Genomic DNA, 18,534 nt, shown 5'->3' with positions numbered 1-18,534 from the left:
GGAGACGCGGCCTAAGCCGCGTCGTCGGGCGAGGCCAGGCGGCGAAGACGGTTCTTGTAGGGGCCATATCGCCAGACGAGATCGTCTCCGTCGCGATAGCGGGTGACCACCAGGCGCTTGCCCCGCAAATAGAGGTTCAGACGACCCTCTTCGAACCGGGCCGCCACTTCGATCTGAACACCGCCGGCCCCCTCATCGCGCACGCCTCCATCAAGGCTGCCGTCGGCGAACATGTCGTGAATGATTCCAGCCGCGGTGATTACCACTCGGTTGCCGGCCTGCTCGTTGCGTTCGATGTGGCCCTTCAGCGGTCCCCGGTACACCTGCCATACGCCGCGAAGGTCAGGGGCACCGTCGGCCAGCGGCTCGTCGCAACCGGCCAGAACCAGCGGCGGCCACTCCCGCCACCGGCCGGGGGGCGTTCGGACAACCGGCAAGTCGACCGCTTTGGTAGAGGCCGACTGGAGATCTGGCGCCAACTCCGGCAGGAGGTAGTGCTCGCTCCCGACCGGGGGCTGGGGTGGGTGACGCCGCACCCGAAGCGGTGCCGCTGCCACTGAACCGAGAGCCTTCACCACATCGCCGATTCGCATCGCCGATCCTCCAAATCAATTGCGCTTAACACTGGCATAAGGTATTGACATCAATACTGGCAAAACTATACTCGCATCGGCTGCCCATCATCCGCACCAAATGCGGCCACGGCCGTATATCTGGTGATCCATCCCAATCGCCTTGGAGGTCGAAACACCATGTCAAAGCTGGCCCGCCGATGTGCTGTTCTCTTGGTTGCCGCCCTGTTGGCGATGGGGTGCTCTGGATCATCCGAAGGTGAATCCGGCGCGGCTCCGACAGAGTCGGATTCAACGCCGATGTCCACCCCAGCCCCGGAAACTGAGGAACCGGCAACCGAGGAGCCGGGGACCGAGGACCAAGGCGTCGAGCCATCGCAAGCAGAGGATGCCCCCAGCGAGACTCCGGAGCCGGTCGCCGAAGAGCAAGCTTCCGTCGAGGAAACCGCCACTCCCGTTGTGTTGACGGCAACCGACACCGGGGTCACCGCCGAAACCATCAAGATCGCCGCAACCTTCCCGGACCTCTCGGTACTCGGGAGAGACAATGGCGACCTCGAAGCGAAGTTTCAGGTGGCAGTCGACGCCGTCAACCAGTCAGGCGGCATCAACGGACGGCAGATTGACCTGATCTTCTCGACCTACGTACCCATGGGCGAGGCCGATGCCGAGGCGCTGTGTGTGCGGAATGTCGAAGATGAGGGGGTCTTTGCGGTGGTGGGAATCCTCCTTCGGGAGATGCCGCTGTGCTACACGGAATTCAACGACACCATCGTCATCAACGCATTCGAATCCACCGCCGAGCTCTTCGAGCGGTCGGTGGCCCCTCTGATCTCGACCAATCCGCTGCCTGAGCGCCTGGTTGAAGTGAACGTCGACACGTTGGTCGATTCAGGGCACCTGGCCCCCGGGATGCGCATTGCCGTACACGGTTTGGCCACCAGGGAAGACCTTCACAACCGCTACCTTCAAGCGCTCGATTCGAGGGGAGTCGAGGTTGTGGCCCACACGCTTCGCACAACATTCGACGTTCTTGCCGCCGAATCCGAGGTGGATATCTTCGCCGAGCGCTGGCTGGCCAACGGCGCAGAGGCGGTTCTGGGAAGCTCGCCCGAATCAGGCCTGGACTTTGTCGGGGCGTATGAGCGCCGGGGCATCGACTTGCCCATGCTCTTGCCGGAGAACACCCACGTGGTGCCGTCGCTGATACGGGATTCCTTTGGCTACAGCCTTGCTCCCCTCGAACTTGCAGTGGTCCTCGTGCGCGATGTCGATCCGGCCTCGCTGTACCCCGAAAACATCGCCGGAGTCGCTGACTGCCTCGACCGCTTCGAGTCTGCCTCAGGTGAGGTTGTCAACATCGATCAGGCCGATGACGGCCCGGACAACCTGGTTCCCACCCTCTTGGCGTGTCAGGTCATCGATGTCTTTGCCGCGGTGGCCCGAGCGGCAGGCCCCGAGCTGACCACCGAATCGTTTGCCGCCGCCGCGGAGAGCATTGGCCCCATTGAGGTAACCGGATTGGTGGCCGGCTCGCTCGGTGCCGGAAAGTTCGACGTCTCTGATGCACCCGCCATGGTCGGGTTCTTCGACCCTGAGGCATTGGTGTTCACCGCCGGAGGCTCCTGACCCCATTCCGCGTAGAATAAAAATCTCAGAGTCATGGCTTCGGCAGACTATTTGGACCAAATCGACTCGGCGCTTCGCAACGACATCAGGCGGCTGGGCAATCAACTCGGCGATGCTTTAATCCGCCAGCACGGTCCTGATTTGCTCGAGCGTGTGGAGCAGGTGCGGGCCGTGGCCCGGGGCCTGCGGCGCGACGAGGAGTCGGGCGCAGCCTTGTCCGAGTTGCTCGACGATGTGGATGTAGTGGAGGCCATCCACCTGGTAAGGGCTTTCACGGTCTACTTTCACCTGGCCAACACCGCCGAGCAGGTCCACCGGGTTGAGGACTTGAAGGCTGAAGGCCTGGCTGGCAGCCTCCGCTTCGCTGACACGGTGGCCAAGCTCCAAGAACTTGGTATCGACCCGGCTGAGATCGTGGCCGCCACCCGGGGTGCCGACCTCCGACCGGTGTTCACCGCTCATCCCACCGAGGCTTCCCGCCGGTCGATACTCGACAAGCTCACCGAGATCGCCGTGCTCATTGAGCGTCGCAGCGAGATCGGCAGAGGCCCGGCCGACCAGAACCGAATCGACCGCCGCATCGACGAGCTCATCGATGCCATCTGGCAGACCGACGAGCTTCGCCGAGAGCGGCCCGATCCCGTAGACGAGGCCCGCTCCATCCTCTACTTCCTCACTGAGATCGCGGCCGACGGAGTTCCCGAGCTGTTCGACGACGTCGATGCCGTGCTGCGAAACATCGGTGGGTCGCTGGACGGGCCCCAGGTGCCGGTCCGCTTCGGGTCGTGGGTGGGCGGCGATCGCGATGGCAACCCCAATGTCACCCCCGAGACAACACTGGAAGTGCTGAATATTCAGCGGGGACGGGCGCTTCGCCTGTTGGTGACCGAGGTCGAGGATTTGTCGTCGGAACTGTCAGTTAGCACTGCAGTTACCGCCATCACCCCTGAATTGCAGGCTCAAATCGAAGCCGACCGGGACGACTTTCCCGATGTGGTATCCCGATTCAGCAAGTTGAGCGCGGGCGAGCCGTACCGACAGCGCTGTTCGGTGATCCACCAGCGCCTCTTGGAAGCCGCCGCTCAGCCCCCCGGCCCGAGGGCTTATGGGTCGCCCGCCGACTTGGAGGCCGACCTGGCCGTCATGGCCCGATCGCTCGAGGTCAACGAGGGATCGCTGATGGCAAGCGGCCGCTTGGCCCGGGTTCGGCGAATCCTAGCCATGATCGGTTTCCATCTCGCCACCCTCGACATCCGCGAGAACGCCACGGTCCACCATGAGGCCTTGGGCGAGCTGTTTGCCGAGTTGGGAACCGACTACGGCTTCCTGTCTCGGCCCGACCGCACCGCGCTGTTGGCCGCAGAACTGGAAAGCCGCCGCCCCCTGGCCCCTCCCGCGGGGTCGAGTGCCCATGGCTCGCTTGCTCTATTCGCTGCCCTGCGCCTGGCCCTCGACCGCCACGGTGACAGCGTTATCGAGAGCTACATCGTCTCCATGACCCAGGGCGTCGACGATGTGCTCGCCCCCGCCGTGCTGGCCCGCGAGGTCGGCTTGGTGGACATCCCCGGGGGCATCGCCCGAATTGGCTTCGTGCCGCTGTTCGAAACCATCGATGATCTCCGAAGAATCGGACCCATGCTCCGAGAGCTGTTGGCCGTTTCTGGGTACCGGCGGCTGGTGCAGCACAGGGGCGACAAACAAGAGGTGATGGTTGGCTACTCCGATTCCAACAAGGATGGCGGCATAACCACCTCGCAGTGGGAGATCCACAAGGCATTGCGTGAGATCGCCGAGGTTTCAGCGGAGACCGGCATCCAAGTCGTGGTATTCCACGGCCGGGGCGGCACGGTTGGGCGAGGCGGCGGCCCTACCAATGCCGCCATCTTGTCGCAACCGGCTGGGGTGGTGGCCGGAGCGATGAAGATCACCGAGCAGGGCGAGGTGATCGCCGACAAGTACGGGTTGCCCCGGCTGGCTCAACGCAACCTGGATCTCGCCTTGTCAGCGGTGCTGGAGGCCACGGTCGCGCACCAAAGCCCTCGTCACGGCCATGGAGGTATCGACGCCTGGAATGAAGTCATGGAGCTCATGTCGGCTCGGGCCTATGAGGCATACCGCGGTCTGCTCGACACCCCCGGGTTCGTGGAGTACTTCCAGACCTCTACCCCAGTGGAGGAGTTGGCGGCCATGAATATCGGCTCGCGCCCGGGCCGTCGATCGGCATCGGGAGTCGGGATCGACGACCTGCGGGCCATCCCCTGGGTCTTCGGGTGGACTCAGTCGCGACAGATCATCCCCGGTTGGTTCGGGGTGGGCACTGCTCTGGCCGCGGTCGGCGAAGCTGGCTATGAAGAACTGCTACCGACCATGTATGAAGGCTGGCAGTTCTTTCGCACGTTTGTCTCCAACGTGGAGATGACTCTGGTCAAGACCGATCTGGCCATTGCCGGGCACTATGTCAGTCGCCTGGTTGCCCCCGAACTCCATCACTTCTTCAACACAATTGTCGAAGAACATGATCTCACCGTCGCCCACATCGGCAAGCTGACCGGCGGCGATCTGCTCGGCGATCTTCCGGTGCTCAAGCGGACGCTGGCTGTGCGCGACGCCTATCTCGACCCCATCAGTGTCTTGCAGGTAGAACTCTTGGCTCGGTCTCGGGCTGCGTCTGGCTCCCAGGATGATTTCCGGCGGATCCAGCGAGCACTCTTGCTGACCATAAACGGGGTTGCCGCTGGCCTGCGCAATACGGGATAGCGGCACTGACGGGCCACAATTGTGAGGGCGGCTCCGTGTCAATTGAGGGTTTGTGACGCTTTTGTGAGTTTTGACGTAATAGGGTAAAACTTGATGGTGAGCAATGTGAGTACCGGGCAGGACGTCGCCGTACAGAGGGAGCGACTCTCTCAGCTATGCGATGCCATTTTGCGCATAAACGAGAGCCTCGACTTGGAGTCGGTGCTGCAAGAGGTATTGGACAGTGCCCGGTCACTCACCGGTGCTCAAGTTGGCGTGATTGTGCTGGTTACCGGCCAGCAGAGGCCCGCGGAGTTTCTCTTTTCCGGCATGACGCCCGAACAGGCTGGCGAACTCGAGCGGCTTTCGAACAAATGGGAGCTCTTCGAATACTTCTACGCCATCGAGGGACCGCTTCGGCTTGATGACTTCCAGAGCTATCTCGAAGAGCATGAACTCTCTGAGTTCCGCGCTCCCTTTCCGATTAGCCCGGCCACGGCCTATCTGGGGGCGCCGATCCGATATCAAGACCAGCGGGTGGGCGCCATCTTCATGGCCGAGAAGGATGGAGGATTTTCCGTCGAAGACGAGGAAACCCTGGTCATGTTCGCCTCCCAGGCGGCGCTGGTCATCTCCAATGCTCGCCAGTACCGCCAAGAGCAGCGGACGAGGGCCGATCTAGAAGCCCTGGTCAACATTGCTCCCATGGCTGTATTGATCTTCGAGGCCGATTCTGGGGAGCTGAGATCGGTCAACCAGGAGGCGATGCGGATCATTGGCGAATTGGGCCTGAAAGGCGACTCACCGCATCAGATGGTCAGCGCCGCGACCTACCGACGTGCCGACGGTCGGGTGATCTCAGGGGATGGGATTCCCCTGGAACAAACGATGAATTGGGGGGAGACCGTTTGGGAAGAGGAGATCATCATCGAGATCCCCCATGGCCAGAAACTTGTTGCCAGTGTGAACGCCACCCCCATTCGCGGCGCCGACGGCGCGGTGGAGTCGGTGATCGTGACCGCACAGGACTTGGCCCCCCTCGCCGAGTTGGAGCGACAGCGTACCGAGTTCTTGGGCATAGTCGGACACGAACTCCGCTCGCCGCTCACCGCCATCAAGGGGTCCACTTCCACCCTGCTGGAGGGCCAATTCTCACTCGATCCCGCTGAGATGATCGAGTACCACCGCATCATCGACGAGCAAGCCGATTACATGCGCGATCTGATCAACGACCTTACCGACATTGTGCGAATTGAGTCGGGGACGCTGGCGGTCAACCCGGTGCCGCTCGAGCTGGTTCGATTGGTGGACGAGGCCCGCAATGTCTTCTTGAGCACAGGGGGCCGAGAGCACATCCGAATCGACCTCCCCTCTGACCTGCCATTGGTGATGGCCGATCAGCGGCGCATGGTCCAGGTGTTCATCAACCTGCTTACCAACGCGGCGCGCAACTCCAACGAGAATTCAACTATCAGCTTGGAGGCCCGGGTCCAAGACGTCCACGTCGCCGTGTCGGTGACCGACACCGGCCGAGGCATTCCGACCGAGCGGTTACCGCGCCTGTTTGCCAAGTTCTATCAGCCGGATGGTCCTGACCAGAACCGCGATCTCGGACTGGGGTTGGCCATCTGCAAGGGGATCGTGGAGGCGCACGGCGGGCGCATTTGGGCCGAGAGCGACGGCCCCGGTCTGGGCAGCACATTCACGTTCACCCTTCCCGCCTCTGAACAGAGCACACCCCACGTCGTTCCTCAAAGAGCCAAAGCTGCGGCTCGGGCCCGAAGGACGGTCAGCAGCGATCTGACCCAGATCCTGGCCGTGGACGACGATCCGAGGACGCTCAAGCACGTTCGCGACTCGTTGGCCAATGCAGGATTCGAACCGGTGGTGACCGGAGACCCTGACGAAGTGATCTCGTTGATCGAGGAGACCCAACCCCAAGTGGTGCTGCTTGACCTGATGTTGCCCGGCAAAGACGGCATAGAACTGATGAAGGATGTGCTCGCTGTTTCCGATGTGCCCGTTATCTTCTTGTCGGGCTACGACCAGGATGAGCTGATCACCAAGGCCTTCGAGATGGGCGCGGTCGACTATGTGATCAAGCCCTTCTCGCCTACCGAGTTGAACGCACGGGTTCGGGCCGCGTTGCGCAAGAGGCCCGATCAGCCGATGTCCTTCGAGTTGGACGACTTGGCCATCAACTTTGCCGAGCGATCGGTGACCGTCGCCGGGGAGCCGGTCGATTTGACCCCCACGGAATTCCGCCTCTTGGCCGAGCTGTCATCCAAGGCCGGCACGGCTATGGACCACGACTACCTGCTGCAAAAGGTGTGGGGCCCCGACCAACCGGGCGACGCTCGCCGGATGCGCACGGTGGTCAAGAACCTCCGGCAGAAGCTCGGCGACGACGCCCGCAACCCCCGCTACATCGCCACCGTGCCCCACGTCGGCTACCGCATGCCGAAGCCGACGTAGAGATCAGTCGTCCTCTTCGCGCTCCGCAATAAGGGCGGCGGCTTGGGTGGGCCACTTCCACTTGCTGATCCGACCGGGAATCTCTAAGGCGACCTCTAGCGCCTGCACTCCGGCGTCGTCGAGGGCGGCCAGGTCTTCATAGGTGACTATTCCGTGCTCGGGCAGCGCCCGAGCCAAGGCGGGGTCGGTGCCCATGATGCGGATGAAGTCGTCCGGCGCCCTGGTGGGCGCCGCGGGCTTGGCCTCGGGGGCAACGGCCTCGGGTTGTGGCTCTGGTTGCGGTTCGGGCTCCGGTTCAGCCTCGGTCTCCGGAGCCGGCGCTTCCTCGACTTCTGCTGGGGGAGTCGCCGTCGCGGCTTCGGGAGCTGCTTCGGCCTCGGTCTCCACATCCACGGCGGCCTGGGGCTCGGCCACTGCAACAGCCCCTGCCGCAGGGGCTGGTGAGCGGATGGTGAGCAGTTCAGATTGTCGGGCTTCCTCCACCGCGGCGTCGCGGTTCTCCAATGCCTCCAGCAGGTGCATGGAGATGTCGCCCACCACTACGTCGTCGTCGGCCCCCTCGGCCTTGATGCCGTCGTCGATCATGATGTAGCAGAACGGGCAGGCGGTGGCGATGCGGTCAGCCCCGGTGGCCAGCAGCTCCTGGGAGCGCTCCACGTTCACCTGCTTGCCGATGGTCTCCTCCATCCACATGCGGGCCCCGCCGGCGCCGCAGCACATTCCCTTGGTGCCGTTGCGCTCGGCCTCCACCACCTCGACGCCGCCCAGCGATCCCACCACTCGGCGGGGGGCCAGGTACACGTCATTGTGGCGGCCCAGATAGCAGGAGTCGTGGTACACCACCCGCTCGTCGAGGCGGGCCCCGGTCATGTCGAGGCGACCGTCGTCGATCAGCGCCTCGAGGAACTGGGTGTGGTGAACCACCTCGTAGTGCCCGCCGAGCTGGGGATACTCGTTGGCCAGGGTGTTGAAGCAGTGGGGGCACTGGGTGACGATCTTCTTGACCCCCATCTCATTGAGAGTCTCGATGTTCTGCATGGCCAGCATCTGGAAGATGTACTCGTTGCCCGAGCGCCGGGCCGGGTCGCCGGTGCAGTTCTCAGCCGGTCCCAGGATGGAGAAGCTGATCTCGGCCCGCTGGAGCAGCTTGGCCACTGCCTGGGTGACCTTGCGGTTCTTGTCGTCGAAGGAGCCGGCGCAGCCCACCCAGTAGAGGTACTCCGACTCCAGCGGGTCGCCCCCGTCGAGCACGGCGATGCCCTCAAAATCGGTGGCCCAGGCCCCCCGGTCGCCTTGCGACATGCCCCAGGGGTTTCCCGAGTTCTCCATCGACCGGTAGGCCTGGCCCAACTCGGTGGGGAAGTCGGACTCCATCAGCGACAGGTAGCGGCGCATGTCGAGGATCTTGTCGAGGATCTCGATGTTTACCGGGCAGATCTCATCGCACGCCTTGCAGGAGGTACACGCCCAAACCTCCTCGCCGGTGATCCGCTCGAACACCGAGTTGGCCTCCACCTTGATCTCCGGCACCGTGCCCAGCGGCGGCGTGGTGGCCGGCTCGCCGGTGGCAGCCATGACCTCGCCGGTCTTGAGCACGATCTCCCGGGGGTCGAGCGGCTTGCCGGTGGCATGGGCCGGGCACACCGATGTACACCGACCGCACATGGTGCAGGCGTCGGTGTCCAGCAGCTGCTTCCAGGTGAAGTCCTCCACCGTGGCCGCCCCGAACGACTCCAGGTCGGTCTCCATCAGGTTGGGCATGGGCTTCATGGCGCCCTTGGGCCGGTCTTTGTCCCGCAGGTACATGTTCAGCGGGGAGGTGAACATGTGGCGCAGCATGGTGATGGGCAACAGCACCAAGAAGGCCACGAAGGCGACCACGTGGCCGGCCCACCAGAACTGGTGCCAGTGGTCGAGGCCCTCAAGGCCCCGCATCTGGGTGGCGACCTGATAGCCGAGCACCGACCATTTCTCGAATTCGGGCACGCCGTGGTCGGCGATGCGGAAAACCTCGGCGCCGAATCCGGTGACGCCGATGGCGAAGAATGTGCCCAAGATCACCGCGTGCTCGGGCCGCGACTTGATGCGGATGCGGTAGGGGCGCAGCCGCCGGGGGCCGTAGCGACGCACGATGGCCCACATCACCCCGACCAGGAAGATGGCCCCCGCGATGTCGCCCACCGCGGAGTACACCTGGTAGATCCGGCCGTGGAGGAACTTGGCCCCGTCGGGGAGTTGCTCGTCGATCTCAAGAGTGGTGGTGACCCCCAGCAAGATGATGAACCCCACATAGATCATGGAGTGCATGATCCCGGCGCCGGGCTCTCGCAGGAGGGTGCGCATGTACATGCCCCGCCGGAGGTCTTCGAGTCGGGTCTTGGCGTTGGCCAGGGTGGTGCGGCGGTTGTCGGGACCACCTCGCTCCCAGTTCTTCACCCGCTTGGCGAACTCCCAGGAGGCCCACACCAAGAAGATGGGGATGATGGTGTAGAAGGCCGCCTTCCAACCGTTGGGGATGTTCTCCCACGGATGGCGGGTGATCTCCGCCGGGTTCTTGAACTCGGTGATGGCCGAGGCGATGCCCGAGGCGATGGTGAAGGCGGCGAAGCCCAGCCCGAGGCCGAGCACGATATGGAAGGGACGCAAGCGCTTCGGGTCCATGGCGACCCCAACCTAGTGGCCGACACTGTCCGGTTCCGTACTCAAGCTGGCACTACGAGATGGGCGAAGCCTGCTTGAAGTTCACAGCGCAGAAACAATCGTGAAACTTGGCCTTCCTACCGTGTTTCCGATTGCGCCGGGGCCGCAGTGGCGCGGGCGCAGTAGTCGGCGAAGGAGGGCCGGTAACCATGAAAAGGAAATTCGGAATAGGAGCGCTGATTGCCGCCGTAACGGTGCTCATCGGGGCTGTGCCCGCAGCAGCTCAAGACGGTGGCGCTGAGGCCGTGCAAGTGGTGTTGGACAACCTCTGGGTGTTCATCGCCGGCATCTTGGTGTTCTTGATGCAGGCCGGCTTCGGCATGGTCGAGGCCGGTATGACCCGGGCCAAGAACGTCGGGAACATCATGGCCAAGAACCTGGCCGACATGTGTATTGGCGCGCTGGCCTTCTTCGCGTTCGGCTACGGCATCGCTTTCGGCACTGACGGAGCGTCGCTGATCGGCACCGACGGCTTCTTCTTGAGCGGCACGTTCACCACCTTCGGCGACGGGCTAAGCACTCCCACCTTCTTCTTCTTCCAGGTGGTGTTCGCAGCCACCGCGGTGACCATTGCCTCAGGAGCCATGGCTGAGCGCACCAAGTTCACCGCCTATTTGGTGTTCAGCTTCTTCATGACCGCGCTGATCTACCCGGTGGTGGTCCACTCCTTCTGGCATGGCGACGGGCTGCTCTCCGATCTGAAGATCGGCGACGCCCGGTTCGGCGACTTCGCCGGTTCTACCATCGTGCACAGCACCGGTGGCTGGGCCGCCCTGATGGGGGCGATCTTCCTAGGACCCCGCATCGGCAAGTACGACGAGAACGGAAACCCCAGGGCCATGCCTGGCCACAACATCGCCTTCGTTGTGTTGGGCGTGTTCATTCTGTGGTTCGGCTGGTTCGGGTTCAATCCCGGCTCGGAGTTGGCCGCGGATGACTTCGTGATGCGCGCCGCGGTAACCACCCTGTTGGCCGCGGCTGCCGGAGGGGTGACTGCCGGGACGGTCATTTGGCGCAAGGCCGGCAAGCTGGATGTGGCCATGACCGGCAACGGCGTGCTGGCCGGTTTGGTTGGTATTACCGCCGGCACCGGCACCATGAATCCATTGGGTGCAGTGGTTACGGGCGCCATCGCCGGGGTGATCGTGGTGTACTCGGTGCTGTTCTTCGACCGGGTCCGTATTGACGACCCGGTAGGGGCCATCTCTGTCCACGGCGTGTGCGGGGTGTGGGGCACCCTGGCGGTGGGCCTGTTCTCCCGCTATGACGATGCGTTCGTGGGCCAGGACAATGCGGGTCTCTTCTACGGTGGAGGCATCGACCAATTGGTCGTGCAGCTCATCGGAGTGGTGCTGGTGTTCGTGTGGGTGACGGTCACCACCGGCATCCTGTTCGCAGTCATGAAGAAGACGATGGGTCTTCGGGTGTCTCGCGAGGAAGAGATCGGCGGTCTCGACCTCCACGAGCACGGTGTGCCCGGCTACGGCCCGGACACTTCCGTTTCTGTGGGCTGAAACTCCTACAGCCCGACAGGCGCTTAGCCCGCTTGTTTGGCCACCGCCGCGGCCGCTTCGGCTGCCGCCGCGGGGTCGAGCGAGCGGGCGAGCGTCGTCTTGGCCTCGACGGGCATCATGTCCGAACCCAGCTCATAGGCCAAGGGCATGCCGGTGGGGATGTTGAGCTCGGCAATGGCGTCGTCGTCTATCTGGTCTAGGTGCTTGGCCAGAGCCCGCAGGCTGTTTCCGTGGGCCGCTACCAGCACCAACTGACCGGCCCGCAGATCAGGGACGATCTCGTCGTTCCAGTAGGGCATCAGCCGCTCCACCACGTCGGCGAGACACTCGCTCTTGGGCAGCTGCTCGGGGGGAATGTGCGAGTAGCGGGGGTCGGTGTTGGGGTTCCACGGGTTGTCGTCGGAGATGGGCGGCGGCGGCGTGCGGTACCCCCGGCGCCAGGCGTAGAGCTGATCGTCGCCAAAGCGCTCTCGGGTTTCGGCCTTGTCCAACCCAGTGAGGTCGCCGTAGTGCCGCTCGTTCAGCCGCCAGTGCTGCTTCAGCGGTATCCCGGTTCGGTTCATCTCCGCCAGGGCGATCTCGGCGGTTCGGATGGCCCGGGTCTGCACCGAGGTATGCACGATGTCAGGCAACAGCCCGGCCTCGGCTAGGGCTGCCCCTCCGGCCCGGGCCTCGGCCTCGCCTTTCGGGGTGAGATCGCAGTCGAACCACCCGGTGAACTGGTTGGTGGCGTTCCACTGGCTCTGTCCGTGGCGGAGCAGGATCAGGATTGCGGGATTCACTCCGGGCAGCGTAGCGGCTCCGACCCTTAGTGGAGACCACTCAAGTTTTGGGATATGGCAATTTGAAGGGTATCCTGGACGCGGAAATAATTCTGGCAGTAACCAGACAAACAACCAGACAAACAAGGAGTCAAACACGATGGGAAAGGTCGTCGGCATCGATTTGGGCACCACCAACAGTGTGGTTGCCGTGCTCGAAGGCGGTGAGCCATCCGTTATCGCCAACGTCGAGGGTTCTCGCACAACCCCGTCGGTGGTGGCCTTCTCCACCGACGGAGAAGTGTTGGTAGGTGAGGTGGCCAAGCGCCAGGCCATCACCAACCCCGATCGAACCATCCGCTCGGTCAAGCGCCATATCGGCACCGGCTGGTCGGAAGACATCGACGGCAAGGCCTATAGCAGCCAGGAGATCTCGGCCCGGGTCCTGCAAAAGCTGAAGCGGGACGCCGAGACCTACCTGGGAACGGAGGTGACCGAGGCGGTCATCACTGTGCCGGCCTACTTCGACGACGCCCAGCGCACCGCCACCAAGGAGGCGGGCACCATCGCTGGGCTGGAAGTGCTGCGGATCATCAACGAGCCCACTGCGGCTGCGTTGGCCTACGGCCTGGACAAGGGTGACACCGACCAGACCATCCTGGTATTCGACTTGGGCGGGGGCACCTTCGACGTGTCGGTCTTGGAGATCGGCGACGGGGTGTTCGAGGTCAAGTCCACCAGCGGCGACACCGCCCTGGGAGGAGACGACTGGGACGACCGGGTGATCGGCTGGCTGGTGGACTCGTTCCGCAACGACCACGGGGTTGACCTGAGCAAGGACAACATGGCCATGCAGCGGCTCAAGGAGGGCGCCGAGCGGGCCAAGATCGAGCTCTCGCAAACCCAGAGCACCAATGTGAACCTGCCGTTCATCACCGCCACCGACGCCGGCCCGCTCCATATGGACTACGAGCTAAGCCGGGCCAAGTTCCAAGACCTCACCAGCGATCTGCTGGACCGGTGCCGCAAGCCGTTCGAACAGGCCCTGTCCGACGCCGGCTTGTCCGCCGGAGACGTAGACCACGTGATCCTGGTGGGCGGCTCCACCCGGATGCCCGCGGTGGTCGACTTGGTGACCGGCATAACCGGGACCCAGCCCCATCAGGGAGTCAACCCCGACGAGGTGGTGGCAGTGGGCGCCGCGGTGCAGGCCGGGGTGCTCAAGGGCGAGGTCAAGGATGTGCTGCTGCTGGATGTGACCCCGCTGTCGCTGGGTATCGAGACCAAGGGCGGCGTGATGACCCGGCTCATCGAGCGCAACACCACCATCCCCACCCGCCGTACCGAGGTGTTCACCACCGCAGACGACAATCAGCCCACGGTGGAGATCCACGTGCTCCAGGGCGAGCGGGAGATGGCCGCCTACAACAAGACTCTGGGCAAGTTCCAGCTGGTGGACCTTCCGCCCGCGCCGCGGGGCGTACCCCAGATCGAGGTGACCTTCGACATCGACGCCAACGGAATCGTCCATGTGTCGGCCAAAGACCGGGCCACCGGCAAAGAGCAGTCCATCACCATCACCGGGCAGACCTCGCTGGACAAGGACACCATCGATCAGATGGTCGCCGACGCCGAGGCCCACGCCGCCGAAGACGCCCGCCGCCGGGAGGAGGCCGAGGCTCTCAACAACGCCGACAGCCTGGTGTACCAGGTGGAGAAGCTGCTGGCCGATGCTGGCGACTCGGTGGAAGCCGGCCAGCGCGCCGATGTTGAGGCCAAGCTGGACGAGTTGAAGTCGGCCGTCGACGAGAAGGACTTGGACCGAATCCGCTCGGCCACCGAGGAGCTGTCGGCCATCAGCCAGCAGATCGGCGCGGCCATGTATGAGCAGGCTGCGGCCGCGGCGGGCGATGCACCGGGAGACTTCGGCGGAGACGCCGGGGCTGATGCCGCCGATGACGACGACATCGTCGACGCCGAGATCGTTGAAGACGAAGAAGACGGAAGCTCCCAGTGAGCGAGGAGCCCCTAGCTGACCTGGCCGATGAGGACCAGGCTGTCGAAGAGGCTGCTGGCGAGCAGGCTGCTGGCGAGCAGCTTCAGGAGGCTGGCGACCCTCAGGCTGCTGGCGACCCTCAGGTTGCTGGCGACCCTCAGGAGCCCGCGCCCTCGATGGATGAGCTGTTGGCCCAGCGGGATGGCTATCTCAACGACCTCCAGCGAGTGACCGCCGAATTCGCCAACTACCGCCGCAAAGCAGCCGAGCGCCAGCAGGAGACGGTGGCCATGGCCGCGGCCGACATCGTGGAGAAAGTGCTGCCGGTGTTGGACGCCTGCGACGCCGCGGTGGCCCAAGGGGCCGAGGATGTCATTCCCATTCGGGACTCGCTGTTCGGCGCGCTGGAGAAGGAGGGCTTGGCCAAGTTGGACGATCCTGGCGCCCCGTTCGACCCCACATGCCATGAGGCTGTGGCCCACGAGCCGGGGGAGGGAGAGGCGGTTATTGCCGAGGTCCTGCGGGCCGGCTACGTATGGAACAGCCGTGTTCTGAGACCCGCCATGGTGAAGGTCCGGGGGTAGGACGGAGGCGATCGCAGCATGGACGTGAAGCGGGAATGGCTGGAGACCGACTACTACAAGGTCCTTGGCGTCTCCCCGTCGGCCTCAGACAAGGAGATCACCAAGGCCTACCGGAAGCTGGCCCGAAAACTTCACCCCGACGCCAACCCCGACGATGCCAAGGCCGAGGAGCGGTTCAAGGAGGTGTCGGCGGCCTACGACGTGTTGGGCGATGGAGAGCGCCGGTCCCAATACGATCAGGTGCGCCACATGGGGCCGATGAACTTCCAGGCCGGTCCGGGCGGCTTCACCATGGAAGGCGATATGGCCGACATCTTCTCGGCTTTCATGAGCGGTGGCCGATTCGACCGGGGCGGCCCACCCTTCGGAGGGCAAACCCGCCCGGTGCGGGGGCATGACCTGAGCGCCCAGCTGTCTCTGGACTTCGCCGAGGCGGTGCGAGGCACCACCACCGATTTGACGCTGAGCGGCGACACCGCTCGGACTGGGCGCTCCATCTCGGTTCGCATCCCTGCCGGGGTGGCCAACGGACAGAGGATCAAGCTGGCCGGCAAGGGAGAGCCGGGGTTAAACGGAGGCCCGCCCGGCGACCTGTACGTGAAGGTAAAGGTCAATCCGCACCCGGTGTTCGGCCGCCAGGGCAAGAACCTCACCGTCACCGTGCCGGTGACCTTCGCCCAGGCCGCGCTGGGAGCAGAGATCTCGGTGCCTACGTTCGAAGGCGACCCGGTGACGCTGCGTCTGTCTCCCGGCAGCCAACCCGGCCAGGTGCTGCGGGTACGGGGGAAGGGGGTGGAGACCGCCAAGGGAACCGGCGATTTGCTGGTGACGGTGGCCCTGGAAGTCCCCACCGAACTGAGCGACGAGCAGCGCCAAGCCCTGGAGGCATTCGAGAAAGCTATGGAGGCAGGACCATGATCGACCCCCGAGGCCGCGATCGGGCGGTGTATGTCATCTCGGTGGCTGCTGAGTTGGCCGGGATCCATCCCCAAACCCTCCGGATATACGACCGCCGGGGCCTGGTGCAGCCGGCCCGCACCGGTGGGGGCAGCCGGCGCTACAGCGATGCCGACATCGAGAAGCTCCGCCGGGTACACGAGCTCACCAGCGAGGGCATGAACCTCGACGGCGTGGAGCGGGTGCTGGCCCTCGAAGCCGAGGTGGCCCGGCTCAGGGAGCAAGTGGCTCGGCTCACCCGTGAGCTCGAGTCAAAGCGGGCCGACATCGTGTTGTATCGAAGAAAATGAAAGAGGGCGGGTAGAGTTCAGCACTGCCACCTTTGTGACTGTGACACCGACTCTCGCTTCCGACCTCTTGGTGGGCTATCAATCCGTCCGCTCCTACACCGACGCGCTCGCCGATCCCTTGAGCAGCGAAGACCAGTGCATTCAGTCGATGCCCGATGTCAGCCCCACCAAGTGGCATCGGGCCCACGTCACCTGGTTCTTTGAGACCTTCCTGCTCAAGCCCCGTCTAAAGGGCTATCGCGAGTACCACCCGGCCTTCGGCTTCCTGTTCAACTCGTACTACGAAGCGGTAGGGGAGCGACACCCCCGGCCCGAGCGGGGCAACCTCTCCCGTCCCTCGTGCGAGGAGGTGGCCGCCTACCGAGCCCATGTGGATCAGGCCATGGCCGAGCTGTTGGCTGTTCCAATGGACGATGGCCCATTAGACGATGCCACCGCAGAGCTGGTGGTTCTGGGCCTGAACCATGAGCAACAGCATCAGGAGCTTCTGCTCATGGACATCAAGCATGTGCTGTCCACCAATCGGGCGATGTGGCCGGCCTATCACGATCTTCCTCCGACGCTGGCCGCGTCGTCGGACAATGGTCAGCCGGCAGCCGACTGGACCAGTTTCGACGGCGGAGAGGTTTGGGTGGGCCACGATGGCGACGGTTTCGCCTTCGACAACGAGAGCCCCCGCCACCGGACAATCCTGCCCCCTTATCGGTTGGCCAACCGGCTGGTTACGTGCCGACAGTGGTTGGAGTTCATAGCCGATGGCGGCTACGACACCCCTACTCTGTGGCTGTCGGACGGCTGGCACCAGCGGCTGGAAAATGGCTGGGACGCGCCCTCCTACTGGGACTTCCACTCCGACGACGGCTGGCGGGTTTTCACTCTCCACGGACTTCAACCGCTGTCACTCGACGAACCGGTGTGCCATCTCTCGTATTACGAGGCCGATGCCTTCGCCCGCTGGGCCGGCGCTCGGCTTCCCACCGAGGCCGAGTGGGAGCACGCTGCCGCAGAGCAGAGGCCTGAGGGCAACCTTGGCGACCAAGGCCGATGGCATCCCGCGGCCGCCCCGCCCGGCAACGGCCTCCGCCAGCTCTTTGGAGACGTGTGGGAGTGGACGTCCAGCCCCTACGGCTCCTATCCCGGATTCCGGCCCGCACCGGGCGCGGTGGGCGAGTACAACGGCAAGTTCATGGTCAATCAATTCGTGCTCCGGGGCGGGGCCTGTGTGACTCCTCCGGGCCACATCCGGGCCACCTACCGCAACTTCTTCCACCCCCACACCCGCTGGCACTTCTCTGGCGTTCGCCTAGCCCAATGATCGAGCCGGTTGTCGACATCCATTTGGATCGCGCGTGGATCGATCGAGCGCTCCGGGCCGACGTGGCCGAAGGGCTCGCCTCCCAGCCCAAGGAGCTGCCCCCCAAGTGGTTCTACGACGACCGGGGCAGCGAGCTGTTCGACCAGATCACCCGCCTGCCCGACTATTACCCCACCCGGCGGGAGCGGGAGATCCTCGAGCGCGAGGTGGACGCGATAGCCGAGCGGTCGGGGGCTGACACGGTGGTGGAGTTGGGGTCGGGCACCTCGGAGAAGACCCGAATCGTGCTGGATGCCTTGGCGGCCACCGGGCGGCTCCGCCGCTACGTTCCGTTCGACAACAGTGAGGCCACCCTCAGGACTGCCGCCGCCGAATTGGCCCAGGCCTACGAGGGGTTGGCCGTTCACGGAGTGGTAGGCGACTTCGAGCACCATCTGGGGCACCTTCCCGATGGCGGTTGTCGGCTCTTGATGCTCTTGGGCGGCACGATCGGCAACTTCCCCCCAGCGCCGCGCAAGGACTTCCTGGCCGCCGTGGCCGATGCCATGGTCCCGGGGGACACCTTTTTGTTGGGTTTCGACCTGGTAAAGGACCAGGACCGGCTGGTCGCGGCCTATGACGACCCCGAGGGCGTGACCGCGGCGTTCAACCGCAACGTGCTGTCGGTGATCAACCACCGCCTCGACGCCGATTTCGATTTGGGCCAGTTTGAGCATGAGGCCCGCTTCGATCTCGAAGAGGAGTGGATCGAGATGTGGCTGCGGTCTCGCTGCGACCAGCAGGTGACTATCGGCGGACTGGGAATGACCGTGGACTTCGCCCAGGGCGAGCGCATGCGGACCGAGATCAGCGCCAAGTTCCGGCCCGAGAACATCGGCCCGGAACTGGCTGGCGTGGGATTGGCCATGGAGCGCTTGTGGACCGACTCTCGGGGCGATTACGCGCTGACCATGTCCCGCATGGTGGCTGGTCGATAAGTCCCCTGGGCGGGCGGCTCTCGTGCCC

General features: G+C 64.2%; 13 protein-coding genes. 10 read left to right on the top strand and 3 right to left on the bottom strand.

The features are described from left to right. Positions 1-11: 11 nt before the first annotated feature. Entirely contained in the window at positions 12-593 is a 582-nt protein-coding gene (locus ACOGXH_RS15030) for a hypothetical protein (RefSeq protein ID WP_419929898.1), read from the bottom strand. Between the two features lie 279 nt (positions 594-872). On the opposite strand from ACOGXH_RS15030, the gene ACOGXH_RS15025 reads away from it, so the two are divergent. The 3 genes from ACOGXH_RS15025 (at position 873) to ACOGXH_RS15015 (ending at position 7,412) form a co-directional block, all read left to right on the top strand. After that, positions 873-2,201 (top strand): ABC transporter substrate-binding protein, encoded by a 1,329-nt coding sequence (locus tag ACOGXH_RS15025; RefSeq protein ID WP_419929897.1) that lies wholly within the window; start codon positions 873-875, stop codon positions 2,199-2,201. A 33-nt stretch (positions 2,202-2,234) separates the two neighbouring features. Continuing rightward, the gene (gene ppc, locus ACOGXH_RS15020; RefSeq protein ID WP_419929896.1) at positions 2,235-4,958 is read left to right on the top strand and encodes a phosphoenolpyruvate carboxylase; all 2,724 of its coding nucleotides are present in this window, start codon (positions 2,235-2,237) and stop codon (positions 4,956-4,958) included. 96 nt (positions 4,959-5,054) lie between these two features. After that, positions 5,055-7,412, top strand: coding sequence for an ATP-binding protein (locus tag ACOGXH_RS15015; protein ID WP_419929895.1), 2,358 nt, complete (start codon positions 5,055-5,057; stop codon positions 7,410-7,412). Between the two features lie 3 nt (positions 7,413-7,415). Here ACOGXH_RS15015 and ACOGXH_RS15010 read toward each other — a convergent pair whose 3' ends face one another. Continuing rightward, positions 7,416-10,073 carry a heterodisulfide reductase-related iron-sulfur binding cluster gene (locus ACOGXH_RS15010; RefSeq protein WP_419929894.1) on the bottom strand — a complete coding sequence of 886 codons (2,658 nt, stop codon included), beginning with the start codon at positions 10,071-10,073 and terminating at the stop codon, positions 7,416-7,418. Positions 10,074-10,261: 188 nt separating this feature from the next. On the opposite strand from ACOGXH_RS15010, the gene ACOGXH_RS15005 reads away from it, so the two are divergent. Beyond that, positions 10,262-11,626: an ammonium transporter gene (locus ACOGXH_RS15005; RefSeq protein WP_419929893.1), complete on the top strand. Its 1,365-nt coding sequence runs from the start codon at positions 10,262-10,264 to the stop codon at positions 11,624-11,626. Positions 11,627-11,649: 23 nt separating this feature from the next. Here ACOGXH_RS15005 and gpmA read toward each other — a convergent pair whose 3' ends face one another. Then, positions 11,650-12,417, bottom strand: a complete 768-nt coding sequence (gpmA, locus tag ACOGXH_RS15000) for a 2,3-diphosphoglycerate-dependent phosphoglycerate mutase (RefSeq protein ID WP_419930387.1) — start codon at positions 12,415-12,417, stop codon at positions 11,650-11,652. Positions 12,418-12,547: 130 nt separating this feature from the next. On the opposite strand from gpmA, the gene dnaK reads away from it, so the two are divergent. From dnaK to egtD, 6 genes are read left to right on the top strand one after another with little or no spacing between them, the layout of a single operon-like run. Next, complete coding sequence (gene dnaK / locus ACOGXH_RS14995; RefSeq protein ID WP_419929892.1) at positions 12,548-14,404, top strand: molecular chaperone DnaK; 1,857 nt, start codon at positions 12,548-12,550, stop codon at positions 14,402-14,404. Beyond that, on the top strand, positions 14,401-14,967 hold the full coding sequence (locus ACOGXH_RS14990) for a nucleotide exchange factor GrpE (RefSeq protein WP_419929891.1): 567 nt from the start codon (positions 14,401-14,403) through the stop codon (positions 14,965-14,967). Before dnaK ends, ACOGXH_RS14990 begins: the two co-directional genes overlap by 4 nt. Before the next feature lie 18 nt (positions 14,968-14,985). Further along, positions 14,986-15,885 (top strand): DnaJ C-terminal domain-containing protein, encoded by a 900-nt coding sequence (locus ACOGXH_RS14985; RefSeq protein ID WP_419929890.1) that lies wholly within the window; start codon positions 14,986-14,988, stop codon positions 15,883-15,885. Continuing rightward, a complete protein-coding gene (locus ACOGXH_RS14980) occupies positions 15,882-16,214 on the top strand; it encodes a heat shock protein transcriptional repressor HspR (protein WP_419929889.1) in 333 nt (110 codons plus the stop codon). The genes ACOGXH_RS14985 and ACOGXH_RS14980 overlap by 4 nt, the downstream gene beginning before the upstream one ends. A 34-nt stretch (positions 16,215-16,248) precedes the next feature. Beyond that, positions 16,249-17,529: an ergothioneine biosynthesis protein EgtB gene (gene egtB / locus ACOGXH_RS14975; RefSeq protein WP_419929888.1), complete on the top strand. Its 1,281-nt coding sequence runs from the start codon at positions 16,249-16,251 to the stop codon at positions 17,527-17,529. After that, positions 17,526-18,506, top strand: a complete 981-nt coding sequence (gene egtD, locus ACOGXH_RS14970; protein ID WP_419929887.1) for an L-histidine N(alpha)-methyltransferase — start codon at positions 17,526-17,528, stop codon at positions 18,504-18,506. Before egtB ends, egtD begins: the two co-directional genes overlap by 4 nt. The last annotated feature ends 28 nt before the right edge of the window (positions 18,507-18,534 follow it).

The sequence above is a fragment of the Candidatus Poriferisocius sp. genome (assembly GCF_965208355.1).
GTDB lineage: Bacteria > Actinomycetota > Acidimicrobiia > Acidimicrobiales > Bin134 > Poriferisocius.
The sequence above is the reverse complement of the archived record's forward strand: the minus strand, read 5'-3'. Positions and strand labels throughout refer to the sequence as shown.